The following is a 24,390-nucleotide window of genomic DNA, read 5'->3' on the forward strand; positions in this document are numbered from 1 at the left end:
CGAAATCCGTCTGGGCCCACGGTAGGCCGCCGAACGGCCCCGCCGGAGCGCTTATCCACAGGTCGTAGGAGTTTCGCCCCGGCCGAAATTGGGTAAAATTGCCCGGTGAAAACTCACCGTGCAGCTCGCCTCGTCGGCCTGGGCGCTTCCGCCCTGGTGACCGCCGCCGGCCTCCTCGCCGCACCGGCCGCGACGCCGGTCGCCTCCGCCGATGACTGCCCGGACGTCGAGGTCATCTTCGCCCGCGGCACCAACGAGCCGCCCGGCCTGGGCCGGGTTGGCGACGCCTTCGTGGACTCGCTGCGCCAGCAGACGGGCGGGCTGAACATCCTGCCCTACGGCGTGAACTACGCCGCCAGCAAGCTGCAGCTGCACGGCGGTGACGGCGCCAACGACACCATCGACCGCGTGAAGAAGAGCGTGGAGAAGTGCCCGAGCACCAAGATCGTGCTGGGCGGCTACTCGCAGGGCGCCTCGGTGATGGACATCGTGGCCGGCGTGCCCATCGGCGGCATCAACTGGGGCAATTCGCTGCCGCCGCAGTACGCCGACAACATCGCGGCCGTCGCCACCTTCGGCGACGTGGCCGACCGCGCCGGCGGCACGCTGCCCAGCCAGAGCAAGCTGCTGGGCTCCAAGGCCATCGACCTGTGCAACCCCAACGACCCGATCTGCCACGCCGGGCCCGGCAACGAGTGGAGCGGGCACACCGAGGGCTACGTCCCCGTCTACACCACCCAGGCCGCGGCGTTCGTCGCGTCCAAGCTCGTCGGCGCCGGACAGTCGGTGCCCGGGTACGGCCCGTCCTTCCCCGGTGCCGGCCCGCAGCTCCCCGGCCAGCCCGGCTACGGCCAGCAGACGCCCGTGTACGGGCAGACCCCGCCCGGGTCGGGCCCCTCGATCCACGGCGGCACCGGCACCGCCCCCGCACCCGCGCCGCTCGCGCCCGGGCCGGCCACGTCCGTACCGCAAGCACCTCTCGTCTAAATCGTTACCGGCGGGTTATCAAGGCGCGCTTAACATCTCTGTGTGAGGCTTATCCCTTTAGGGCTGGGCGTCGGATTGCTCGCGGGGGCAGCGTTGTTGGTTGCCCCGCAATTGGTTCCCCGTGCATCGGCGTCCTGCCCCGGCGTAGAAGTGGTCTTTGCCCGGGGGACGGATGAGGCGCCCGGTGTCGGGAAGGTGGGCGGGGCGTTCGTCAACTCGCTGCGCGAGCAGACCCGCAAAAGCGTTGGCGCATATGGCGTGAACTATCCCGCCGACAAGGACTTCCTGGCCGCCGCGGACGGCGCCAACGACGCGAGCAGCCACATCCAGCGCATGGCGGTGAACTGCCCCAACACCAAGCTGGTGCTGGGTGGCTACTCGCAGGGGGCCGCCGTCATCGACATCGTCACGGCCGCACCGGTGTCCGGCTTCGGGTTTCGCAGGCCGTTGCCGCCCGCGGCCGCCGATCACGTCGCCGCCGTCGCGCTCTTCGGGAATCCGTCCGGACGGGCGGGAAACCTGATGAGCGCGCTGAGCCCGAATTTCGAGGGCAAGACCATCGACCTGTGCAACCCGGGCGACCCGATCTGTTCGGGCGGCCTGCGGTGGGCGTCGCATTTGAGCTACGTGCCCGGATTGACCAACAAGGCCGCGAGTTTCGCCGCGGCGAGGGTCTAGCGCGAGCGCACGTCCCGGGTGATGAGGTTGCGCGCGGCCAGCTGGTCGTCGGGTGGGTAGTCGACGCCGACCAGTGTCAGCCCGTGCGCCGGGGCGGTCGCGTAGTCGCTGGATCGGGCTGTGGCGGACAGCAGTTCGCGGCACCAGGAGACGGGACGGCGGTGTTCGCCGACGGCCAGCAGCGCCCCGACCAGGGAGCGCACCATCGACCAGCAGAACGCGTCGGCGCTGACCCGTGCGAAGATCAGGTCACCCTCGCGCGTCCACTCCAGCCGCTGCAGATCGCGGATGGTGGTGGCGTTCTCGCGGTGACGGCAGAACGCGGCGAAGTCGTGCAATCCCAACAGGTCCCGCGAGGCGGTGGCCATGGCCTCGACGTCGAGGGGGCGCGGCCAGGCGGTGACGTAGCGGGCCTGCTGCGGATCCACCCCCCACGGCGCCGTCGACAACCGGTACACGTAGTGACGCCGCAGCGCCGAGAACCGGGCGTCGAAACCAGCAGGGGCGCGGACGATGTCGACGACCCGGACGTCGGCGGGCAGGAACCGGCCCAGCCGGCGCAGCAACGGCAGAAACTCCGCCTCACCGACGTGCGGCGCACGCGAGTACGCGTTCGGCAGGGCCGCCGCGGGCACGTCGACATGGGCCACCTGCCCGGTGGCGTGGACTCCGGCATCGGTGCGCCCCGCCGCCCGCAGCCGCACGGGCGTGCGGAAGATGGTCGTCAGCGCCTCGTCGAGAACCCCGGCCACGGTACGCTGGCCGGTCTGAGTGGCCCAGCCTGCGAAACCTGTTCCGTCGTAGGCGATATCGAGCCGCAGACGGACGTCCTCGCTAACTCTCGTCAGCCTCGTCGTTCGCCTTCTCGGCGGCCTCGGCTTCGGCCCGCGCGGCCACGGCCTTGTCGGCCTTGTCTTCGGCCTCGGCCTGGGCCTTGGTCGGCTCGTCGGAGGCCTCGGAGGCCTCGGTCTCCCCGGCCTCGGCGGTGGCTTCCTCGGCCGTCGGGCCGACGGCTTCGGAGGGCTCGACGGCGGCCTGAGGCGCCGCCGCCGCCGCGACAGGAGCGTCGGACTTCTTGGACGCCTTCACCCGGCGGGCCCGATCGGCCTCGGAGGTGACCGTCTTCTCCCGCACCAGCTCGATCACGGCCATGGGCGCGTTGTCGCCCTTGCGCGGCTCGACCTTGATGATCCGGGTGTAGCCGCCGTTGCGGTCGGCGTAAAACGGCCCGATCTCCTCGAACAGGGTGTGCACGACGTCCTTGTCGCGGATCTTCTTCAGCACCTCTCGGCGGTTGTGCAGCGCACCCTTTTTCGCGTGGGTGATCAGCTTTTCCGCATACGGCCGCAGCGCACGCGCCTTGGGCTCGGTCGTCTTGATACGGCCGTGCTCGAACAGCGACGTCGCCAGGTTGGCCAGAAGGGCCTTCTGGTGCGATGACGACCCGCCGAGGCGAGGGCCCTTGGTGGGCTTGGGCATTGCGACTTCTCCTAATTGGGGCCGGTCCCCGTATCAGGTAGGACCGGGACGGACTTTCGCCAGTTGTGTCCGGTTCCTCAGCTGCCGCTGCACGGCCGCATCGTCACCGGACGGCCTTTAGAGCTGTTCGGTTTCCGCGTAGTCCTGGTCGTCGTAGGCGGCCTCGGTGGACCAGGTGCCGGTGGCGACGTCGTAGCCCGCGACCTGCGAGGGGTCGAAGCTCGCCGGGCTGTCCTTGAGCGACAGGCCCAGCTGGTGCAGCTTGACCTTCACCTCGTCGATGGACTTCTGACCGAAGTTGCGGATGTCCAGCAGGTCGGACTCGGTGCGCGACACCAGCTCGCCGACGGTGTGCACGCCCTCGCGCTTGAGGCAGTTGTAGGACCGCACGGTCAGGTCCAGGTCGTCGATCGGCAGCGCGAACGACGCGATGTGGTCGGCCTCCGCCGGCGACGGCCCGATCTCGATGCCCTCGGCCTCGACGTTGAGTTCGCGTGCCAGGCCGAACAATTCGACCAGGGTCTTGCCCGCGGACGCCAGCGCATCGCGGGGGTTGATCGAGCTCTTGGTCTCGACGTCGAGGATCAGCTTGTCGAAGTCGGTGCGCTGCTCGACGCGGGTGGCGTCCACCTTGTAGGTGACCTTGAGCACCGGCGAGTAGATGGAATCGACTGGGATGCGGCCGATTTCGGCGCCCGAGGCCCGGTTCTGAACGGCCGGCACGTAGCCACGGCCACGCTCGACGACCAGCTCGACCTCGAGCTTGCCCTTGTCGTTCAGCGTCGCGATGTGCAGGTCGGGGTTGTGCACCGTGACACCGGCTGGGGGGACGATGTCGCCCGCGGTGACCTCGCCCGGACCCTGCTTGCGCAGGTACATCGTGACGGGCTCGTCCTCCTCGGAGGACACCACCAGGCTCTTGAGGTTCAGGATGATCGCGGTGACGTCTTCCTTGACGCCGGGGACGGTGGTGAACTCGTGCAGCACGCCGTCGATGCGGATGCTGGTGACGGCCGCGCCCGGAATCGAGGACAGCAGCGTCCGGCGCAGCGAATTGCCCAGGGTGTAACCGAATCCGGGCTCCAGCGGCTCGATGACGAACTGGGAGCGGTTGTCTGTGAGGACTTCCTCCGACAGTGTGGGTCGCTGAGAGATCAGCATGGTGTTTCTTCTTCTCCTTCTCGGCACCCGCTATTTGATGCCGTTGGGTTTTCGGGCCGGCCGGCCCGAAAGTCACTTACTTCGAGTAGAACTCGACGATGAGCTGCTCGGTGAGCGGGACGTCGATCTGTGCCCGCTCGGGCAGCTGGTGGACGAGGATGCGCTGACGCTCCCCCACCACCTGCAGCCAGCTCGGGATCGGCCGGTCGCCCGCCGTCTCCCGTGCGATCTGGAACGGCACGGTGTTCAGCGAGGAGTCCCGCACGTCGATGATGTCGTACTGCGACACCCGGTAGCTGGGGACGTTCACGTGGACGCCGTTGACGCTGAAGTGTCCGTGGCTGACCAGTTGGCGGGCCATCCGGCGGGTGCGCGCCAGCCCGGCGCGGTAGACGACGTTGTCGAGCCGGCTTTCCAGGATCCGCAGCAGCTCTTCACCCGTCTTGCCGGGCTGCCGCACGGCCTCTTCGTAGTAGCGGCGGAACTGCTTTTCCATCACGCCGTAGGTGAAGCGGGCCTTCTGCTTCTCCTGCAGCTGCAGCAGGTATTCGCTTTCCTTGATCCGCGCGCGGCCGTGCTGGCCGGGCGGGTAGGGGCGCTTCTCGAACGCCTGGTCGCCACCGACGAGGTCGGTGCGCAGCCGGCGCGACTTGCGGGTGACGGGTCCGGTGTAACGAGCCATGAGTATCTCCTAGACCCTTCTGCGCTTCGGGGGGCGAACGCCGTTGTGCGGCTGGGGGGTGACGTCGGAGATCGCACCGACCTCCAGTCCGGCGGCCTGCAGCGACCGGATCGCGGTCTCCCGGCCCGAGCCCGGTCCCTTGACGAACACGTCGACCTTCTTGACGCCGTGCTCCTGCGCCTTGCGGGCCGCGTTCTCGGCGGCCAGCTGCGCGGCGAACGGCGTCGACTTCCGCGAGCCCTTGAACCCGACGTGACCCGACGACGCCCAGGCGATGACGTTGCCCTGCGGGTCGGTGATCGTCACGATCGTGTTGTTGAACGTGCTCTTGATGTGGGCGGCGCCGTGCGGGACGTTCTTCTTTTCCCGGCGACGGGTCTTCTGCCCCTTCTTGGGGGCGGACGCTGCCTTCTTGGCTGGTGGCATGGGGGGTTACCTGGCCTTCTTCTTGCCGGCGATGGTGCGCTTGGGCCCCTTGCGGGTGCGCGCGTTGGTCTTGGTCCGCTGGCCGCGCACCGGCAGGCCGCGGCGGTGCCGCAGGCCCTGGTAGCAGCCGATCTCGATCTTGCGGCGGATGTCGGCCTGGACCTCGCGGCGCAGGTCACCCTCCACCTTCAGGTTGGCTTCGATGTAGTCGCGCAGGTGGGTCAGCTGGTCGTCGGTGAGGTCCCTGGTGCGCAGGTTCTTGTCGATCCCCGTCGCTTCGAGAATCTCGTTCGAACGGGTCCGGCCGACGCCGAAGATGTACGTCAGCGCGATCTCCATCCGCTTGTCACGCGGCAGATCGACGCCTACTAGTCGAGCCATAGGTGGCGTTTCCTCTTTTTCTCGGCGGAGGTCTGATCCCAGCCCGTTCCCGATCTATCCGGGGCCCGGCCTCCGTCCGGGCGTGGGTGAGCGACGTATTCGCTCAGTGGTGCTGGGAGGTCTGCATTCAGTTGTAGTTGGTACCGCGCGGCGCCTGGCTCAGCCTTGGCGCTGCTTGTGGCGCGGATCGGAGCAGATCACCATGACCCGCCCGTGCCGACGGATCACCCTGCACTTGTCACAGATTGGCTTGACGCTCGGGTTCACCTTCACGGCTGTTCGATCCTGTTCTGTGTCGTTCGTAGGTTGTTCTGATCGGGCTTGTTACTTGTACCGGTACACGATGCGGCCCCGGGACAGGTCGTAGGGAGACAACTCCACCACCACCCGGTCCTCGGGCAGGATGCGGATGTAGTGCTGCCGCATCTTGCCACTGATGTGGGCAAGCACCTTGTGACCGTTCTCCAGCTCAATGCGGAACATCGCATTGGGCAGCGGCTCGACCACGCGGCCTTCGACCTCGATGGCGCCGTCTTTCTTGGCCATAACTAGTTAAGAATCCTCATCGTTTAGTCTCGTTCGCGTCTGCGCCCAGATCGGCGCGACATGGCGCACCGACTTGCAACGTGAGCCGGTGACAGGAAATTCCTAGGACTGGACACACAAAAAGTCGGCGCGGATGCCGCACCGTCGTTCCACGATACCTGGTCATCGGCGTCCACCAAAATCGCTGTCGGCGGAAGGCGGGCCGCCCGCTCGACCTCCCACACGCCCGCTGACGAGCGCATACTTAACGCCAGTGACTACACCCGCCAACCCCTCAAGCCAGCGCAAGCCCGTCATGCTCACCGTCGACGACGACCCCTCGGTTTCCCGGGCGGTCGCGCGCGACCTGCGTCGCCATTACGGCGAGGACCACCGGATCGTGCGCGCGGAGTCGGGGCCCGACGCGCTGGGCACCCTCAAGGAGCTCAAACTGCGCGGCGAGACGGTCGCGCTGCTCATCGCCGACTACCGGATGCCGCAGATGAGCGGCATCGAGTTCCTCGAGCAGGCGATGGACCTGTATCCGGCGGCGCGCCGCGTGCTGCTGACCGCCTACGCCGACACCCACGCCGCCATCGACGCGATCAACGTCGTCGACCTGGACCACTACCTGCTCAAGCCGTGGGACCCGCCCGAGGAGAAGTTCTACCCCGTCATCGACGGGCTGCTGGACGCCTGGCGGGCCGCCCCCGAGCACCCCGTCCCGCACACCAAGGTGATCGGCCACCGCTGGTCGGCGCGGTCCTGGCAGGTGCGCGACTTCCTGGCCCGCAACGGCCTCTACTACACCTGGTTCATGGCCGACGAGCCCGCCGGCGAGCGGCTGCTCAACGCGGCCGGCGAGGACGGCCTGCGGCTGCCGGTGGTGGTCACCCAGCGCGGCGACACCCTCGTCGAACCCACGGACGCACAGCTGGCCGAGACCCTGGGCCTGACCACCACGCCGTCGCAGGAGTTCTACGACCTGATCGTGGTCGGCGGCGGGCCCGCGGGCCTGGCCGCCGCGGTGTACGGCGCCTCCGAGGGCCTGCGCACCGTGCTCATCGAGCACATCGCGACGGGCGGTCAGGCCGGGCAGAGCTCGCGCATCGAGAACTACCTGGGCTTCCCGGACGGGGTTTCGGGCGGCCAGCTGGCCGACCGCGCCCGCCGCCAGGCCGAGAAGTTCGGCGCCGAATTGATCACCGCCCGCAAGGCGACCGCCCTCGAGGTGAACGGGTCCAAGCGCACCGTGCGCTTCGCCGACGGCGGCTCGATCGACGCGCACGCGGTCATCCTGGCCACCGGCGTCGCCTACCGCCAGCTGGACGCCGAAGGGTGCGCCGAGCTGACCGGCTGCGGCATCTACTACGGGGCGGCGGTCTCGATCGCCGCGGAGTGCGAAGACGAAGAGGTCTACGTGATCGGCGGGGCCAACTCGGCCGGGCAGGCCGCCATGTACCTGTCCCGCACGGCCAAATCGGTCAACATCGTGGTGCGCGCCCCCTCCCTGGAGGCGTCGATGTCCTACTACCTGATCCAGCAGATCGAGGCCAATCCCAAGATCAACGTGCTGACCTGCACCGAGGTGCAGCGCGCCACCGGCGACGGCCACCTCGAGCAGCTGAGCCTGGTCAACAACCGGACCGGCGAGACCGAGGACGTCACCTGTGGCCGGATGTTCATCTTCATCGGGGCCGCCCCGCGCACCGACTGGCTGGACGGGGTGCTGGCCCGCGACGACCACGGCTTCATCCTGACCGGCCCGGACCTGCGCAACGTGTGCGGCTGGACGCTGGATCGCCCGCCGCATCAGCTGGAAACCAGCGTGCCGGGGGTGTTCGCCACCGGCGACGTCCGCTCGACGTCGGCCAAGCGGGTCGCGGCGGCCGTCGGCGAAGGGTCGATGGCCGTGATGCTGGTCCACCGCTACCTGGCCGAATCATGACCGGCGCCGAATCGATCAAGGTCCCCTGCGAGCCCGACGAGCTGCGCAGCCTGTTTCTGTTCGAGGCGCTCACCGACGAGCAGCTTGCGGTGCTGTGCGCGGCGGGCCACATCGAAACCTACGAACCGGGCCCGATCTGCGTCGAAGGCGAACCGGCGACCTGCTTCTACGTGCTGATCGAGGGCGAGCTGATGATGTCCAAGCTCTCCGGCGGCCAGGACATCGAGACCAACCGCACCTCGCAGCGCGGCGTGTACTGCGGGGCCTGGCGGGCGTTCACCGGCGGAAAACAGAAGAGCTACGACGCCTCGGTGCACGTGACCCGGCCGTCGCGGTTCTTCGTGATGGACGCGCCGGTGTTCGCCCAATTCATGCGCGACCAGTTCCCGATGGCCGTCCACCTGCTCGACGGCATCGCCGTCGGCACCGACCGGACCCGCCGCATCATCGACAACCGGGAGAAGCTGCTGGCGCTGGGCCGCCTGTCGGCCGGGCTGACCCACCAGCTCAACAACCCGGCCGCGGCGATCTCGCGGGCCGCGTCGGATCTGCGCGAACGGGTGGCCAGCATGCGGCACAAGCTGGCGATGCTCGCCGACGGCACCGTCTCCCCCGAGGCGCTCAGCGCCCTGGTCCGGCTGCAGGAGAGGGTCGCCGAGCAGGTCGCGAAGTCCGCCTCGCAGCATCTGAGCGCGCTGGAGACCGCCGACCGCGAGGACGCCGTCGGCGACTGGCTGGAGGCCCACGGCATCGACGGCGGCTGGGACATCGCGCCGACGTTCGTCGAGGGCGGCATCGACACCGATTGGCTGGAGCGGATTTCCGCGGTCAGCGAGGAGCTCGCGTCGACGTCGGCGGAGCAGGCGATCCGGTGGATCAACTACACCATCGAGAGCGAACTGCTGATGAACCAGATCCTCGAAGCGAGCAAACGGATTTCGGCCCTGGTCGCCGACGCCAAACAGTATTCGCAGCTGGATCGCGCGCCGTTCCAGGTGACCAACGTGCACGAGCTGCTGCGCAGCACGCTGGTGATGTTCGCCGACCGGCTGACCAAGGACGGCGGCAAAAACTCGCACGCCATCGCCGTGGTCAAGGACTTCGACCAGTCGCTTCCCGAAATCCCTTGCTATCCGGGTGATCTCAATCAAGTGTGGACCAACATCATCGACAACGCGATCGCCGCGATGCGCGATACCGGCGGCACGCTGACCATCCGCACCTGCCGGGAAGGCGAGCACATGGCCCGCGTCGAGATCTGCGACACCGGCCCGGGCATACCCGAGGACGTGCGCGAGCACATCTTCGAGCCGTTCTTCACCACCAAGCCGTTCGGCGAGGGCACCGGCCTGGGCCTGGATCTGGCGTTCAACATCGTGGTCAAGAAGCATCGCGGGGACCTGCGGGTGGAATCGGCGCCCGGCGACACCCGATTCATCGTGCTGCTGCCGCTGCAACCGCCCGCCGCCGACGTCGCCCCCGACCTCGACGGCCCGGAAGAAAACGTCACGACCCCGGAATAGGACTGGAATAGGGCCGCACCGCGCCCGGTTGGGAAGACCATGACCGATGCAGCAAGCAAGCCCGATCTCGGCCGGTTCGGATCGTTCGGACGCGGCGTCACACCCCAGCAGGCCAAGGACATCGAGGCGCTGGGCTACGGGGCCGTCTGGGTCGGCGGGTCGCCTCCCGCCGAGCTGTCCTGGGTCGAACCCCTCCTGGAAGCCACGACGACGTTGCAGGTGGGCACCGGCATCGTCAACATCTGGACCGCGGCCGCGGGGCCCGTCGCCGAGTCCTTCCACCGCATCGACAAGGCGTACCCGGGCCGCTTCCTGCTGGGCATCGGCGTCGGCCATCCCGAGGCTCACACCGAGTACCGCAAGCCCTACGACGCCCTGGTGGACTACCTGAAGCAGCTCGACGACTACGGGGTGCCCGCCAACCGCCGGGTCGTCGCCGCGCTCGGGCCGCGCGTGCTGCGGCTGTCCGCGGAGCGCTCCGCCGGAGCACACCCCTACCTGACCACGCCGGAACACACCGCGCGGGCCCGCGAGATCATCGGCCCGTCGGCGTTCCTGGCCCCCGAGCACAAGGCGATCCTGACCACCGACGCCGAGAAGGCACGGGCCGTCGGCCGCAAGGCGCTCGACGTCTATTTCAATCTCGCCAACTACCGAAACAACTGGAAGCGGCTGGGTTTCGGCGAGGACGAGGTCACCCGGCCGGGCAGCGACCGGCTGGTGGACGCGGTGGTGGCCTATGGCACCGTGGACCAGATCGCGGCGCGGCTCACCGAGCACCTCGAGGCCGGCGCCGATCACGTCCCGGTGCAGGTCCTGACCAAGGATGAAAACCTGATCTCGGCGCTGGCCGAACTGGCGGGGCCACTGGGACTGAATCCGTCCTGACGACCGGCAGGGGGAGCTGGATGACCGAGGGAGTTTCGCTCAAGCCCGACCTGGGCCAGTTCGGCGTGTGGCTGCCGACGCGATCCATCCAACCCGAGTTGGCGGCGGGGATCGAATCGCTGGGCTACGGCGCCGCCTGGATCGGCGGCTCGCCGGACGCCGAGTTGTCCTGGGTCGAACCCGCCCTGGCGCGCACCACGTCGCTGCAGCTGGCCACCGGAATCGTCAACATCTGGTCGGCGCCCGCCGCGGCCGTCGCCGAGTCGTTCCGCCGCATCGAAACTCACCACCCGGGAAGGTTTTTGCTCGGCGTCGGGGTCGGCCACCCCGAGCACACCGGAGAGTACGTCAAACCGTACGACGCCCTGGTCTCCTACCTCGACGAACTCGACGCGGCGCTGGTGCCGACCAGCCGCCGGGTGGTCGCCGCGCTCGGGCCGCGGGTGCTGCGGCTCGCCGCGCGACGCAGCGCCGGCGCACATCCCTACCTGACCACCCCGGAACACACGGCCAGGGCGCGCGAGTTGCTCGGCGGGGCAGTGTATTTCGCGCCCGAGCACAAGGTGGTGCTGAGCACGGACGCCGAACAGGCCCGCGAGATCGGCCGCCAGACCGTCGAGCATTATCTGGGCCTGAGCAACTACGTGAACAATTGGCTGCGGCTGGGGTTCACCGAAGCCGACGTGCGCACGCCCGGCAGCGACCGGTTGATCGACGCGGTGGTCGCCCACGGCACCCCGGAGGCGATCGCGGGCCGGCTGCGCGAGCACCTGGACGCCGGGGCCGACCACGTGGCCATCCAGGTGCTGGGCGGCTATTCCAAAGAAACCCTGCTACCTGCGCTGACCGAATTGGCCGGCGCTCTGGGGCTAACTGCCGCAAACTGACCCATCGGCTCGGTTAGGGTTTGGGGCATGCGGTTACTGGTCACCGGCGGCGCTGGTTTCATCGGCGCCAATTTCGTGCACAGCACCGTTCGCGAGCACCCCGAGGACTCCGTGACCGTGCTCGACGCCCTGACCTATGCGGGCCGGCGCGAGTCACTGGCCGGCGTCGAGGACGCCATCGAGCTGGTGGTCGGCGACATCACCGATGCCGAACTGGTGTCGCGGCTGGTCGCCGAATCCGACGCCGTGGTGCACTTCGCCGCGGAGAGCCACGTCGACAATGCGCTGGAGGGCCCCGAGCCGTTCCTGCACACCAACGTGGTCGGCACCTTCACCATCCTCGAAGCGGTGCGGCGTTACGGTGTGCGGCTGCACCACATCTCGACCGACGAGGTCTACGGCGACCTGGAGCTCGACGACCCCCAGCGGTTCACCGAGGCGACGCCGTACAACCCGTCCAGCCCCTATTCGGCGACCAAGGCCGCCGCCGACATGCTGGTGCGGGCCTGGGTGCGCTCATACGGGGTGCGCGCGACGATCTCGAACTGCTCCAACAACTACGGGCCGTATCAGCACGTCGAGAAGTTCATCCCGCGGCAGATCACCAACGTGCTCACCGGGCGGCGGCCCAAGCTCTACGGCGCCGGCGCCAACGTCCGGGACTGGATCCACGTCGACGACCACAACAGCGCGGTGCGGCGCATCCTGGAGAAGGGCGAGATCGGCCGGACGTATTTGATCAGCTCCGAGGGCGAGCGCGACAACCTGACCGTGTTGCGGACGCTGCTGCAGATGATGGGCCGCGAACCCGACGACTTCGACCATGTCACCGATCGCGCCGGCCACGACCTGCGCTACGCGATCGACCCATCGACGCTGTACGACGAATTGTGTTGGGCGCCAAAGCATACCGACTTCGAGGAGGGGCTGCGTGAGACCATCGACTGGTACCGCGCGAACGAATCATGGTGGCGCCCGTTGAAGGACGCCTCCGAAGCCCGCTACGAAGAACGTGGGCAGTGACGTGGAAGTTCGCGAGCTGAAAGTTCCCGGCGCCTGGGAGATCACCCCCGCCGTTCATGGCGATTCGCGGGGCCATTTCTTCGAATGGCTGACCGACAAGGGATTCAGGTCCTTCGCCGGTCACCGGTTGGATGTTCGACAGGCCAATTGCTCGGTGTCATCGGCCGGCGTGCTGCGCGGCCTGCACTTCGCCCAGGTACCGCCGAGCCAGGCCAAGTACGTGACCTGCGTGCGCGGGGCGGTATTCGACGTCGTCGTCGACATCCGGGTGGGCTCACCGACATTCGGTCAGTGGGACTCGGTGCTGCTCGACGACACCGAGCACAGGACGATCTACCTCTCCGAGGGCCTCGGACACGGTTTCCTGGCGCTGCAAGACAATTCGACGGTGATGTACTTGTGCTCGGCGGAATACAACCCGCAACGCGAACACACCATTTGCGCAACCGATCCGGCGCTGGGGATCGATTGGCCGCTGGTGGACGGCGCACCGCCCACCCTGTCCGACCGCGACGCCACGGCCCCCAGCCTCGACGACGTACGCGCCTCCGGCCTGCTCCCCACCTGGGAGGAGACGAACGCGTTCGTCGAGGGTTTGCGGGCAAAGCCCGCGAATTGACGCGGGCGAGCGGCGTCGCCCATTCGAGCGATGTGCGTTATCCCGCACCATTGTTGACGCGCGCGGCGCGCAAAATCATTTTCACCGCCTGAGCTGCCTATTAGACGCATATCTATTAACGTTCCCATTGCGGGCGCCGAATTGGACCAGTACCGTAAACCGGCCCAATTCAGTATTCGGTGGCGCTAGGATTGCGCCGATGATGCCGATGACGCCCTGTTCAAATGGCGGGAACCGTCAATGAAACTCGGGCAGGTGTTCGATCCGCGCCGCAATGCGCTGAACGCATGGCGGTTAGCGCTCGCGGGCGAGGTCATTTTCTGGCACACCTACCCGATCCGGGGTCATCTCCCTTCGGTGCGGGCGGTTCTTCAACTGCTGCTCTGCGTCGGCGTCGACGGATTCTTCGCGATTTCGGGATTCCTCATCACCGCGAGTTGGATCAGCAACCCTCGGCTCCGCGAGTATCTCGCCGCTCGCGCCCTTCGCATCCTGCCCGGCTTCTACGTCTGCATGATCGTGACCGCGTTCGTCTTCGCCCCATTGAGCGTGGCGATCCAGGGCGGCTCGGCGGCAAGGCTGCTCTTCTCGTTCGCTCCGTTCGAGTACGTGCTGAAGAACATCGCCGTGATGTGGCTCAAATTCGATGTCGGAGGCACTCCGCACGGGATCCCCAATGCCGGCATCTGGAACGCTTCCCTGTGGTCGCTCTTCTGGGAAGTGATGTGCTATGTCGTCGTCGCCGTCATCGGCGTGGCCGGGCTCGCCAATCGCCGATGGGTTTCATTAACGATTTTGGTGGTGGCGGCGATCGGCGCGTCACTCATGCCGCCCGTCCGGTTCCCCGACGTGTTCCATCACCCCGAGGGCAACATAGCGACCACTCTCATCTTCATGGCGTGCCGCGCCGCCATCATGTTTGCGGCTGGAGCGTTCTTGTATCAATGGCGGGACGTGATTCCCGCTCGCTGGTCGCTGGTCGCGGTGAGCGTGGTCATCGTGCTGGCGGCCGGCCAGCTGCCGGACTACCGGGTGGTCGCCGCCATCCCGCTCGCCTATGCCGTCGTCGTCTCGGGCTCCCTGCTGCAAAGCAAGCGGTTGAGATTGCGTACCGACCTGTCCTACGGCATGTACATCTACGCCTTCCCGATCCAGCAGTTGCTGCTCGTCCTCGGGTTGATCAGCCTCACCCCCATCGTGTTCTGCCTCACCGTCGCGGTAGCGACCCTGCCGCTGGCCGCGGCAAGCTGGTTCCTCATTGAGAAACCGGCCAGGTCCCTGAAGTCGCGTTTCAAAGGGAAACCTTTGGCCTCCCGGTCGCAAGCGCCGGTCGCATTGCCACCAGAGGTCTCGGGTGCTGCTTAGCACCGGTCACGGCCTGTATCGACGTTAGGTCACCGGTCCACCGGCACGTCGTTTTGGTCATTGTCGCCCGACCGAGCCCGCCTATGTCGCCCGACCGATACGATGGCGCCCGAGGGAGCGCGGCGTACACGTGGACGGAGGCCGATGAAACTCGGGCAGGTATTCGATCCGCGCAAAAACGCGCTGAACGCACTGAGATTGGCGCTGGCGGCCGAGGTGATGCTGTTCCATTCCTGGCCGATCACCGGCCACATGCCGCCGAAATCTACCCTGCAACTTTTCTTCTCGGTGGGTGTTGACGGATTTTTCGCGATCTCCGGCTTCCTCATCACCAGGAGTTGGATCAGTGATCCGCGACTGCGCGACTACCTTGCGGCCCGCGCGCTTCGTATCCTTCCTGGCTTCTACATCTGCCTGATCGCGACCGCGTTCGTTTTCGCCCCGCTCAGCGTGGCCATCCAGGGCGGCTCGGCCGCCAAGCTGCTCGGGTCCACCGCGCCACTCGAGTACGTCGTGAAAAACGCCGCTGTCGCCTACTTGCAGGTCGATGTCGGCGGCACCCCGCGCTTCGTGCCGGGCGGACCGACCTGGAATGGCTCGCTGTGGTCATTGATCTGGGAACTGCTGTGCTACCTCGCCGTCGCCGTGATCGGCGTAGCCGGATTGGCTAATCGCCGGTGGATTTCTGCCGTGATCCTGGCCCTGGCTACGGGTCTGGCGCTGATACTTCCGCCGCTGACATTTCCGGGCGTGTGGACCATCCCGCAGCTCGCGGTGCGCGCAGCCATCATGTTTTCGGCGGGCGCGGTCATGTACCAGTGGCGAGACCTGATCCCAGCTCGCTGGTCACTCGTCGCCATCAGTCTCGTGATCGTGGCGGGCGCCGGGTTCCTGCCCGACTACCGGGTCGTTGGTGCCCTGCCCCTGGCCTACGCAGTCATCGTGTCGGGTGCCCTACTGAAGAACGACCGGTTGAGACTGCGTACGGATCTGTCCTACGGCCTGTACATCTATGCATTCCCGACCCAGCAGTTGCTGGCCGTCTGCGGGCTCGCGACTCGCCTCCATCCCGCGGTGTTCTTCCTCGTCGCCGTCGCGGCCAGCTTGCCGCTGGCCGCTGCAAGCTGGTTCCTCGTCGAAAAACCCTCGATGTCGCTCAAACGCCGGCTCAAACGGAGGTGGTCCGCCCCCGTAACCTCCAGCTCCGAGGAGCCGCCCCCCGCCAGCAAAGCCGACGTCATTGGCGACCGGCCCGGTCCGGGTTTGAGCGAAACCGCCTAGCTCCCAATGACCTTCAAAAACAGCTGAAAACGCCAGTCGTCCCGGCAGAGTGACATAGACTGCCGCCGACAGCTGGGGGCAACGGGTGGAGGTCTATGAAGCTCGGGCAGGCATTCGATACGCGCGATAACGCACTCAACGCATGGCGGTTGGTGCTGGCGATTTCGGTGATCCTCGGGCACTCGTTTACTGTCACGGGCCGCCCGTCGCCGACCGGGATCGTCGGACATCTGCTTGGCGCCGGAGGGGTCGACGGGTTCTTTGCGGTCTCGGGATTCCTCATCACCGCTAGTTGGCTGCGCCAACCGCACCTGCGGGAATACCTGACGGCGCGAGCTCTTCGCATCCTGCCCGGGTACTACGTGTGCCTGATCGTCACGGCCTTCATCATCGCTCCCGTCGGTGTGGCAATTCAGGGTGGCGCAGCGCTGAAGCTCCTCTTCTCAGCCGCGCCCTTCCAGTACGTCTTGATGAACATCGCGGTGGCGACGCTCAAGGTCGACGTCGGCGGAACACCAACTGGGATCCCTTATCCGGGAACGTGGAACAGTTCGCTGTGGACGCTTATGTTCGAGATCGCCTGCTACTTCGTCGTTGCCGGCCTCGGGGTGGCCGGGCTCGCCAATCGCCGCTGGGTCTCGCCCACGATCCTGGTGACAGCGGTAATCTGCGCAGCGTTGGTGCCGCCCTTCAAACTGCAGGCGGAATTCACGCTCCAATTTGCCGCCGCCAGCGCCCGCTTCGCCATCATGTTCGCGGCGGGAGCGCTCCTCTACCAGTGGCGAGACGTCATTCCGGCGCGGTGGTGGCTCGTCGGGGTGAGTGTCGCAGTCGTCCTGCTGGGCGGGACCGTACTGCCGGATTACCGCAGGCTCGGCGGCATACCGCTTGCGTACGCGATCATCGTCTCGGGCGCACTCATCCGAAACAAGCGCTTGAGGTTACGTACGGATCTCTCTTATGGCGTGTACATCTACGCGTTCCCGACTCAACAGTTGCTGGTGATCTGTGGGGTTGGCGTTCTGAATCCGAACGTGTTCTCGATAGTGGCCACACTGTGCACCCTTCCGCTGGCCGCGCTGAGCTGGTTCGTCATCGAAAAGCCTGCGATGTCTCTCAAACGCCGACTCAAAAAGAGGTGGTCCGGGCCCGCCGCGGCCGAAACGGACCCCAGGGTGGCAGAGACCGACACAGAACGTCCCGCTGCCACGGCCGATGCGACGGCCGACCGGCCGGCCCCGAACGGCACCGGCGCCGCCTAGCCGGGTTCGGCCCTCTGACAAAATAAAAAGGCTCAATCGTCCCCGCTCCAACCGCGGTAATATCCGCGAAGCGGGGGGTGCACGACGGGCGGTGGCCGATGACCCTCGGACAAGCTTTCAATGGGGGAAACAACGCGCTGAACGCGTGGCGGCTGGTGCTGGCTGCCGAGGTGATGCTGTGGCACTGCTGGCCCATCACCGGCCGGATGCCACCCGCGGCGACGCTGCAACTTCTGTTCTCGATAGGGGTGGACGGCTTCTTCGCGATCTCGGGGTTCCTCATCACCAGGAGTTGGCTCGACGACCCGCACGTGCGTGACTACCTGACCGCCCGCGCCCTTCGTATCCTGCCCGGCTACTACGCGTGCCTCATCGTGACGGCGTTCGCCTTCGCCCCCCTCAGCGTGGCGATCCAGGGCGGCTCGGTCGGCAAGCTCGTGTGCTCCGGCGGGCCGCTCGAATACGTCCTGAAAAACAGCGCGGTGGCGTACGTCCATCTCGATGTCGGCGGAACACCAAGCGGGATACCACATTCCGGGCTCTGGAACGGTTCGCTGTGGTCGCTGGTCTGGGAAGTGATCTGCTATCTCGCCGTCGCCGGTGTCGGTATGGCGGGCCTGGCCCATCACCGCTGGGTCTCTCCGGCAATACTCGTCGTGGCTACGGGTCTGGCAACGGCGATGCCGCCGATGACGTTCCCCGGGGTATGGACCATTCCCCAGATCGCCGTGCGTTCGGCGATCATGTTCGCGGCCGGAGCCGTCCTCTATCAATGGAGAGAGGTGATCCCCGCTCGGTGGCCGCTCGTCGGGGTCAGCGTCGTCATCGTGCTGGCGTCCAGCATGCTGCCCGATTACCGCACGGTCGCCGCCCTTCCGTTGGCCTACGCGATCATCGTGTCCGGCGCCTTGCTGAAGAGCAGCCGCTTGAGGCTACGCACGGATCTGTCCTACGGCGTCTACATCTACGCGTTCCCGACCCAGCAACTCTTGGCCGTGTGCGGCCTTGCGCGTCTTCAACCCGTTGCGTTCTTTCTCGTCGCCGCCGCGGCGACGCTACCCGTGGCCGCGGCGAGCTGGTTCCTCATCGAAAAGCCCTCGATGGCTCTCAAGCGCCGGCTCAAACGGAAGTGGTCTGACGCCACGAAAGCCGAAGGCGGCCACCCCGCCACCACAGCAGCAGGATGACCACTTCGGCGGCCACGCTGATCGCCGCATAAGGCGACGGATCCCAGCCCCGTTCGGAGAAGCCGAAGAGCCCCACGGTGCGCGACAGCGCGAAGGCGACCAGAGATCCGGCGGCCATTGCGGCACCGGCCCAGCGCAGCCACGCGGGACCGCCGGCCACGATCAGCAGAGCGATCGCCGATGACACACTGGCCTGCACCAGGAATCCCGTGCCGATGGCCGGAATGCGTTGGTAGCCATGGACATAGAGGTAGGCGTGGCTGACGGCGCTGAGGGCCAACGACGCGGCGAATCCGAACCGCACCAGGGCGCCGATCACCGCAACGCCCGTTCTTTCAGCGCCAGTGCGGTCTCTCCCGTGGTGTAGCCGACCTCGCGGATACCCAATGCGTCGCGCAGCTTGCCGGCCGGCAGCGTCACCGGTTTGGGTGCCGGCCCGTCACCGGGTCTGGGCAGCGGGTACGCGGTGGCAGCGCCGCTGTGAAACGTCACATTGTCCTCCGTTTTGGAAAACAGCTGGTGGACATGGCCATTGAGGCACGTGACGGAGGAGAACCGGCGCAGGTAGCTCAGCGCCTGGGCGGCGTCGTCGGTGCCCCAGCCCCATTGGGGGTACATCGCGAACAAGGGGATGTGACTGAACACGATGATCGGGGTGTCGCTCGGCAGATGGGCGACGTCCTTCTTGACGAACTCCAGCTGATCGACCCCCAGATGGCCTAGCTTGCGCAGGTTCAACGTGTTGACGAGCGCGATCAGGTGCACACCGGCGATGTCGAAGCTGTACCAGCCGTCGCCAACCGCGCCCGCGCCGAAGGTGTTTCGGTACTTCTGTCCCGCGTCGTCGACGGAGTCGTGCTCGCCCGGCACGGTGAACACGTGGCGCGTCTTCAGACCGCTCATCATCTGCTTCGCCTGGTCGAACTGTTCGGGGCTGGAAAGGTGAGTGAGGTCGCCGGTGTGGATGACGAAATCCGGTGTGTAGCCGAGGCTGTTGACCTTGTCGATCGCGTCGCTGAACGTCGCCGCGACGTCCCTGTTGGGCGCACCGGTGAAGCCGAGGTGGCTGTCGCTGATTTGGGCGAACCGCAGGGTGGGCCGGACGTGCGCGCGCTGAGCCGCCGCTTCCCCGGCGACATGCGAGATGACCTCGCCCCCGGCCACGGTCAACCCGACCGCCGCCCCGAACCACGCCGTGTGCCGGAGGAGCTGGCGCCGGGTCATGGCATCGTCGCCCGGGCGGCCGGTCATCCCGTCACCACCACGGTGCCGCGCATCATCGGATGAATCGAGCAGACATAGTCGAAAGTCCCAGGGGCGGAGAAGGTGTGGGCGAAGGTCGCTCCCGTTCCCATGCCGGGCGAGTGAAAGGAGCCGTCATTCGCGGCGACCGTATGGGGTTCCTCGTCGCGGTTGGTCCAGGTGACGGTGGTCCCGGCGGGCACCGTCAGGTTCGGCGGCGCGAAAGCGAAGCCGTCAATGGTGACCTGGTTGGCGCCGGCTGCCTGGAGCGGCGCGGTGATCGACACCCCGGTGGTGGGCGCGGCGGTGGGCGCGGGGCTGGTCGCCACGGGGCGCGGTCGGCCACAGCCGGGCGATGAGAGCACGCTCGCGGCCAGCACGGCCGCCAAAAGCCTTCGACGCAGGGCGATATCCATGCCCACAGATAGGGCGGCGGGTTACACCGTTCAGGCGCCGCGCCCCGGGGCGAACACCTCGATGACACCGTCGACCTCACGAACCATCAATTCGGGCAACGGTTTTGGTGCGATCGGCAACTGATGGGTGAGCACTTGCCCGCTGGGCGAGAACGACGTGGTGTGGCAGGGGCAGCGCAAGGTGTCATCGGGCGCGTCGAACCACAGCTTGCAGCCTTGATGGGTGCACACCCCCGATATCGCGTGCACCTTGCCGTCGATGCGCCGGACGAATCCGGTCACCGAACCCAGATCGAAGGCGTGCGTGGCCCCGTCGGGCACGTCCGAGCTGGAGGCGAGGCGCTGCCAGCTTCCCTCGTTGGGGGTGAGTCGCCCGGCGGCGTTATCCGGGGCACTCGGTCGCCGTTGGCGACCGGAGATCACGGCGCGATCGAGCGAAACCGCGGCGACCGCGGCCGTCGCCGCGGCCGACGTGCCGACGATGACCTGGCGGCGCGTGCCGGTGCGCCCGGGCGGGGTTCGCGTCGGCGTGCCTGACATCTGTTCGCCGATGCGACGGTGCAGATCGGCGAGGAATTCCGGGCGCGGCGCGTCATCCCCGCTGCGGGCGGCCCGCAGCTCGATGGCGGTGCGCAGCTGCGCCGCCTCGAAGTCGTCGGGCGCGAACGGCCTGGGCCGGCGCCCCCGCAACAGATCGTCGACATAGCGTCGTAAGCCCCGCGCATTCATTGCTTGCCCCCATCGTTGACCTGCGCCGCCAGCCGCAGGGCGCGGTGCTGGAGCACTTTGGCATTGGGCACGCTGATTCCGAGTTCCGCGGCCGACTCCTTGATCGAATTGCCGCGCAGAAAGCGCGATTCCAGGATCTGGCGATACCGATCCGGCAGGGCGTCCAGGACGCGCGCCACCCGCTGCGGCGCGGTGCTGATCGCCTCCTCGCTGTCGGCCGGTTGTTCGATGTCCTCGATCGAGGTGATCTCCCGTCCCCTCGATCGAGGTGATCTCCCGTCCCAGGGTCTGGCGCCAGTGTGCGGCCAGCACCGTCCTGGCCGTGGCCCGCAGGTAGGCGCGCACCTCGGCCACGCTCACGGTCAGGCGCAGCGGCCGCAGCGCGGCGAGGAACACCTCGGCGGTGAGGTCTTCGGCGTCGGTCCGGTTGCCGACGCGCGCGAACAGCGTGCGGTACACCCACCCGACGTTGTCGGAGTACACCGCCTCCCAGTCCGGGTAGCCGGCCTCATGCCCGGCGCCGGGTACCGCGCGCAGGGGTCGCGGCCCGACGGGATCGCTTCTTGCCGCCACATGCCTCCTTCACCCGATCAATATCGGCTCGGGTTACACGGGTCAGCGCGCGGCGAGCGCGGCTTCGGCGGCCATCAGCTCGTCGAGCTTGGTGGCGGTGGCGGAAAACACGGACTTGGCGATGCCCAGTATCCGCTCGCGGACCCGGGGCTTCGCCGACGCCGACGGCAGCAGGTGGCCGATCAGGTGACCGAACAGATCCAGGCGCGCCGTCGACAACCACGACATCAAGCCCGGGTCGTCGAACCAGCGCAGCTGGTTGCTGTAATCGGCCCACGCCAGCCGTAGCCAGTCGACATCGGTGTCCGGATGCGGCAGCGGCACACAAAGCTCGTTTTTCTGCGAGTCGTCGCGGTACGCGGCCTCCACGTGGGCGATCAGCGCCGCGCTGAAGATCTGTTGGCAGCCCCGGACGCTCTGCAGGGTGATGCGGTTGGAATCGAATATCGGTGTGGCGGGCCGCTTTTCGGCGCCGTCGGCGGTGCAGTCGAGATAGAGCTCGCGGCCGCTGACCGCCACGGCGCCCCGGTCGAGGACCATCGTGTCGGCCTCGATGGCCCGCAGGTGCCCCATCCGCACGACGTCGGTGATCCGCCGCAGCTGCTCGAGTTCGAGGCGGGTGACGGTGGCGCAGCGGTACATGGCGGGACGGATCGCCGGGTCGATCCGCAGCAGCAGGCCGGCCTCTTCGAGGCGGTCGAACAGATCCCGCACCGACGCCGCGTCGTTGATGGCGCGCAGTTGCGCGGTGAAGCCGGCCTTGATCTTCTCGGCGAACAACGCGCCGGGCTGCATGGTCTCGCGGTCCAGCAGCCAGGAATCGCGCGGCATGATCCAGGTGAGCCGACCCGGCTCGACACCCTGGCCCAGTAGCCACAGGCAGGTGTCGATGCCGGTCTTGCCCGCCCCGACGATCACGTAGCGCTCGTGGGCGCCGCGGCGTGGCAGGTCGCCGGGCGGGACGCAGTCGATGCCGGGCGCGACCCGATACGGCGGCGGGCGCATCGCGGGGACCGTGACCCGCATGTAGGTGGCGTCGACGATGCGGCGCGCCACCCGGACGGTGTAGTCGGCGCCGGCGAGCGTGCGGAACCGGGCTTCACCACGGTGTTCGCCGAGGTATTCGCTCATCGGGAAGTAGCTGACCCGCCCGCTGGGCAGCAGCCGCCGGCGCATGATGTGGTCGTAGTAGGCGCAGATCTCGCCGGCGGTGGCCAGTTCGTAAAGCCCCCGGTTCCAACCGACTTTGTCGATGGCGTCGCCACCCAGCGGCAGGGAGTTGACGCCGTAGAACGCCGAGGGCTGGTGCAGCCGCACGAATGGGTAGGCCATGGTCCAGTGCCCGCCGGGCGCGTGGTTGCGGTCCACCACCACGACGCGGGCCTGCGCCGCTGAGGCTTCGGCGACCAGCGCGTCGATGAACGCCATGGCCATGGCGCCCGCCCCGACCACCAGGTAGTCGGCCTCGATGGTGTGCATACCGCTGTCAGGCTAGCCCGCCACCCACCTTGCCAAGGCCCGAACCGGGTTACTAGGATATGCAAGTATCCGCTTGAGCGCGTCAACCACATCCGAGGGCCCCATGACCACACAGATTCCCCACTTCATCGACGGTCGGCGCACCGCCGGCCAGCCCGGCCGCACCGCCGACGTCTTCGACCCCAGCACCGGGAGTGTCCAGGCCCAGGTGCCGATGGCCGGCCAGGCCGACATCGACGCCGCGGTGGCGTCGGCCCTCGAGGCCCAAAAAGGTTGGGCCGCAACGAATCCGCAACGCCGCGCGCGGGTGATGATGCGTTTCATCGAGCTGGTCAACAAACACAACGACGAGCTGGCCGAGCTGCTGTCGCGCGAGCACGGCAAGACCCTGGCCGACGCCAAGGGCGACATCCAGCGCGGCATCGAGGTCATCGAGTTCGCCATCGGCATCCCGCACCTGCTCAAGGGCGAATACAGCGAGGGCGCCGGTCCGGGCATCGACGTCTATTCGCTGCGCCAGCCGCTGGGCGTGGTCGCGGGCATCACGCCGTTCAACTTCCCGGCGATGATCCCGTTGTGGAAGGCCGGCCCGGCGCTGGCCTGCGGCAACGCGTTCGTGCTCAAGCCCAGCGAGCGCGACCCGTCGGTCCCGGTGCGCCTCGCCGAACTCTTCGTCGAGGCCGGCCTGCCACCGGGCGTGTTCCAGGTCGTGCACGGCGACAAGGAGGCCGTCGACGCCATCCTGAACCACCCGGACATCCAGGCGGTCGGGTTCGTCGGCAGCTCCGACATCGCTCAGTACATCTACGCCGGGGCCGCGGCCACCGGCAAGCGTTCGCAGTGCTTCGGCGGCGCGAAGAACCACATGATCGTGATGCCCGATGCCGACCTGGACCAGGCCGTCGACGCGCTGATCGGCGCGGGATACGGCAGCGCGGGCGAGCGCTGCATGGCGATCAGCGTCGCGGTCCCGGTCGGTGAGCAGACCGCGGACCGGCTGCGCGCCCGGCTCATCGAGCGGATCAACAACCTGCGCGTGGGCCACAGCCTGGACCCCAAGGCCGATTACGGTCCGCTGGTGACCGAAGCCGCCGTGGCGCGGGTGCGCGACTACATCGGCCAGGGCGTCGACGCGGGCGCCGAATTGGTCATCGACGGCCGCGAACGCGCCAGCGACGACCTGACTTTCGGTGACGCCAACCTCGAAGGCGGCTTCTTCATCGGGCCGACCCTGTTCGACCACGTCACCCCGGACATGTCGATCTACACCGACGAGATCTTCGGGCCCGTCCTGTGCATCGTGCGCGCCCACGACTACGAGGAGGCCCTGCGTCTGCCGTCCGAGCACGAGTACGGAAACGGCGTGGCCATCTTCACCCGCGACGGCGACGCCGCCCGCGACTTCGTCTCCCGCGTGCAGGTCGGGATGGTCGGTGTCAACGTGCCGATCCCGGTGCCGGTGGCCTACCACACCTTCGGCGGCTGGAAGCGCTCCGGCTTCGGCGACCTCAACCAGCACGGTCCGTCGTCGATCCTCTTCTACACCAAGACCAAGACGGTGACGTCGCGGTGGCCGTCCGGCATCAAGGACGGCGCCGAATTCGTCATTCCCACAATGGATTAGAACCGAGAAGGAATTCCGGCCTCAC

Annotated in this window: 26 protein-coding genes and 1 pseudogene; 13 read left to right on the forward strand and 14 right to left on the reverse strand. The window is 67.5% G+C overall.

Going from position 1 to position 24,390, the window contains the following annotated elements; genetic code table 11:
* The first annotated feature begins 105 nt into the window (after positions 1-105).
* Both K883_RS04535 and K883_RS04540 read left to right on the forward strand, forming a co-directional pair.
* Positions 106-987, forward strand: coding sequence for a cutinase family protein (locus K883_RS04535; RefSeq protein ID WP_036453832.1), 882 nt, complete (start codon positions 106-108; stop codon positions 985-987).
* Positions 988-1,029: 42 nt separating this feature from the next.
* Complete coding sequence (locus K883_RS04540) at positions 1,030-1,665, forward strand: cutinase family protein (protein ID WP_026071200.1); 636 nt, start codon at positions 1,030-1,032, stop codon at positions 1,663-1,665.
* Here the strand turns inward: K883_RS04540 and truA are convergent.
* From truA to infA, 8 genes are all read right to left on the reverse strand, one after another.
* Positions 1,662-2,513: a tRNA pseudouridine(38-40) synthase TruA gene (gene truA / locus K883_RS04545; RefSeq protein WP_081914347.1), complete on the reverse strand. Its 852-nt coding sequence runs from the start codon at positions 2,511-2,513 to the stop codon at positions 1,662-1,664. The genes K883_RS04540 and truA overlap by 4 nt on opposite strands.
* A complete protein-coding gene (gene rplQ, locus K883_RS04550) occupies positions 2,500-3,144 on the reverse strand; it encodes a 50S ribosomal protein L17 (RefSeq protein WP_008260250.1) in 645 nt (214 codons plus the stop codon). Before rplQ ends, truA begins: the two co-directional genes overlap by 14 nt.
* 117 nt (positions 3,145-3,261) lie before the next feature.
* Complete coding sequence (locus K883_RS04555) at positions 3,262-4,305, reverse strand: DNA-directed RNA polymerase subunit alpha (RefSeq protein WP_008260253.1); 1,044 nt, start codon at positions 4,303-4,305, stop codon at positions 3,262-3,264.
* Positions 4,306-4,381: 76 nt separating this feature from the next.
* Complete coding sequence (gene rpsD, locus K883_RS04560) at positions 4,382-4,987, reverse strand: 30S ribosomal protein S4 (protein ID WP_009952905.1); 606 nt, start codon at positions 4,985-4,987, stop codon at positions 4,382-4,384.
* A 9-nt stretch (positions 4,988-4,996) separates the two neighbouring features.
* Positions 4,997-5,413, reverse strand: coding sequence for a 30S ribosomal protein S11 (rpsK, locus tag K883_RS04565; RefSeq protein WP_008260256.1), 417 nt, complete (start codon positions 5,411-5,413; stop codon positions 4,997-4,999).
* 6 nt (positions 5,414-5,419) lie between these two features.
* Positions 5,420-5,794: a 30S ribosomal protein S13 gene (gene rpsM / locus K883_RS04570; RefSeq protein ID WP_008260257.1), complete on the reverse strand. Its 375-nt coding sequence runs from the start codon at positions 5,792-5,794 to the stop codon at positions 5,420-5,422.
* Between the two features lie 159 nt (positions 5,795-5,953).
* A complete protein-coding gene (gene rpmJ, locus K883_RS26475) occupies positions 5,954-6,067 on the reverse strand; it encodes a 50S ribosomal protein L36 (RefSeq protein WP_003879483.1) in 114 nt (37 codons plus the stop codon).
* A 51-nt stretch (positions 6,068-6,118) separates the two neighbouring features.
* Entirely contained in the window at positions 6,119-6,340 is a 222-nt protein-coding gene (infA, locus tag K883_RS04575; protein ID WP_003418601.1) for a translation initiation factor IF-1, read from the reverse strand.
* A gap of 295 nt (positions 6,341-6,635) precedes the next feature.
* On the opposite strand from infA, the gene K883_RS04580 reads away from it, so the two are divergent.
* From K883_RS04580 to K883_RS04625, 10 genes are all read left to right on the forward strand, one after another.
* Positions 6,636-8,267 carry an NAD(P)/FAD-dependent oxidoreductase gene (locus tag K883_RS04580; RefSeq protein ID WP_086427049.1) on the forward strand — a complete coding sequence of 544 codons (1,632 nt, stop codon included), beginning with the start codon at positions 6,636-6,638 and terminating at the stop codon, positions 8,265-8,267.
* Positions 8,264-9,790, forward strand: a complete 1,527-nt coding sequence (locus tag K883_RS04585) for an ATP-binding protein (RefSeq protein WP_036453838.1) — start codon at positions 8,264-8,266, stop codon at positions 9,788-9,790. The genes K883_RS04580 and K883_RS04585 overlap by 4 nt, the downstream gene beginning before the upstream one ends.
* Positions 9,791-9,829: 39 nt before the next feature.
* Positions 9,830-10,678, forward strand: a complete 849-nt coding sequence (locus K883_RS04590; protein ID WP_036453840.1) for an LLM class F420-dependent oxidoreductase — start codon at positions 9,830-9,832, stop codon at positions 10,676-10,678.
* A gap of 20 nt (positions 10,679-10,698) precedes the next feature.
* On the forward strand, positions 10,699-11,565 hold the full coding sequence (locus tag K883_RS04595) for an LLM class F420-dependent oxidoreductase (RefSeq protein WP_036453842.1): 867 nt from the start codon (positions 10,699-10,701) through the stop codon (positions 11,563-11,565).
* 27 nt (positions 11,566-11,592) lie between these two features.
* A complete protein-coding gene (rfbB, locus tag K883_RS04600; protein WP_008260499.1) occupies positions 11,593-12,588 on the forward strand; it encodes a dTDP-glucose 4,6-dehydratase in 996 nt (331 codons plus the stop codon).
* Between the two features lies 1 nt (position 12,589).
* On the forward strand, positions 12,590-13,207 hold the full coding sequence (rfbC, locus tag K883_RS04605; protein WP_036455274.1) for a dTDP-4-dehydrorhamnose 3,5-epimerase: 618 nt from the start codon (positions 12,590-12,592) through the stop codon (positions 13,205-13,207).
* Positions 13,208-13,447: 240 nt separating this feature from the next.
* On the forward strand, positions 13,448-14,572 hold the full coding sequence (locus K883_RS04610) for an acyltransferase family protein (protein WP_036453844.1): 1,125 nt from the start codon (positions 13,448-13,450) through the stop codon (positions 14,570-14,572).
* Positions 14,573-14,716: 144 nt separating this feature from the next.
* Positions 14,717-15,853, forward strand: a complete 1,137-nt coding sequence (locus tag K883_RS04615; protein WP_036453846.1) for an acyltransferase family protein — start codon at positions 14,717-14,719, stop codon at positions 15,851-15,853.
* A gap of 95 nt (positions 15,854-15,948) precedes the next feature.
* A complete protein-coding gene (locus K883_RS04620; protein WP_036453848.1) occupies positions 15,949-17,115 on the forward strand; it encodes an acyltransferase family protein in 1,167 nt (388 codons plus the stop codon).
* A 98-nt stretch (positions 17,116-17,213) separates the two neighbouring features.
* Entirely contained in the window at positions 17,214-18,302 is a 1,089-nt protein-coding gene (locus tag K883_RS04625) for an acyltransferase family protein (protein ID WP_036453849.1), read from the forward strand.
* On the opposite strand, the gene K883_RS04630 is transcribed toward K883_RS04625, so the two are convergent.
* The 6 genes and pseudogenes from K883_RS04630 to K883_RS04655 all read right to left on the reverse strand — a co-directional run bounded on the left by K883_RS04630 (position 18,235) and on the right by K883_RS04655 (position 22,741).
* Positions 18,235-18,621 carry a hypothetical protein gene (locus K883_RS04630; RefSeq protein ID WP_036453850.1) on the reverse strand — a complete coding sequence of 129 codons (387 nt, stop codon included), beginning with the start codon at positions 18,619-18,621 and terminating at the stop codon, positions 18,235-18,237. The genes K883_RS04625 and K883_RS04630 overlap by 68 nt on opposite strands.
* Positions 18,618-19,553: a metallophosphoesterase family protein gene (locus tag K883_RS04635; protein WP_036453852.1), complete on the reverse strand. Its 936-nt coding sequence runs from the start codon at positions 19,551-19,553 to the stop codon at positions 18,618-18,620. Before K883_RS04635 ends, K883_RS04630 begins: the two co-directional genes overlap by 4 nt.
* The gene (locus tag K883_RS04640; RefSeq protein WP_268819450.1) at positions 19,550-19,960 is read right to left on the reverse strand and encodes a cupredoxin domain-containing protein; all 411 of its coding nucleotides are present in this window, start codon (positions 19,958-19,960) and stop codon (positions 19,550-19,552) included. The genes K883_RS04635 and K883_RS04640 overlap by 4 nt, the downstream gene beginning before the upstream one ends.
* A gap of 30 nt (positions 19,961-19,990) precedes the next feature.
* Positions 19,991-20,689 carry a Rieske (2Fe-2S) protein gene (locus tag K883_RS04645; RefSeq protein WP_036453855.1) on the reverse strand — a complete coding sequence of 233 codons (699 nt, stop codon included), beginning with the start codon at positions 20,687-20,689 and terminating at the stop codon, positions 19,991-19,993.
* Positions 20,686-21,262 (reverse strand): annotated as a pseudogene (locus K883_RS04650) (RNA polymerase sigma factor). The gene K883_RS04645 and the pseudogene K883_RS04650 overlap by 4 nt, the downstream one beginning before the upstream one ends.
* Positions 21,263-21,304: 42 nt before the next feature.
* Positions 21,305-22,741: a hypothetical protein gene (locus K883_RS04655; RefSeq protein ID WP_036453857.1), complete on the reverse strand. Its 1,437-nt coding sequence runs from the start codon at positions 22,739-22,741 to the stop codon at positions 21,305-21,307.
* Between the two features lie 103 nt (positions 22,742-22,844).
* On the opposite strand from K883_RS04655, the gene K883_RS04660 reads away from it, so the two are divergent.
* Complete coding sequence (locus tag K883_RS04660) at positions 22,845-24,365, forward strand: CoA-acylating methylmalonate-semialdehyde dehydrogenase (RefSeq protein WP_036453859.1); 1,521 nt, start codon at positions 22,845-22,847, stop codon at positions 24,363-24,365.
* Positions 24,366-24,390 lie beyond the last annotated feature (25 nt).

The sequence above is a fragment of the Mycobacterium sp. TKK-01-0059 genome, from assembly GCF_000709305.1.
GTDB classification, from domain to species: domain Bacteria; phylum Actinomycetota; class Actinomycetes; order Mycobacteriales; family Mycobacteriaceae; genus Mycobacterium; species Mycobacterium intracellulare.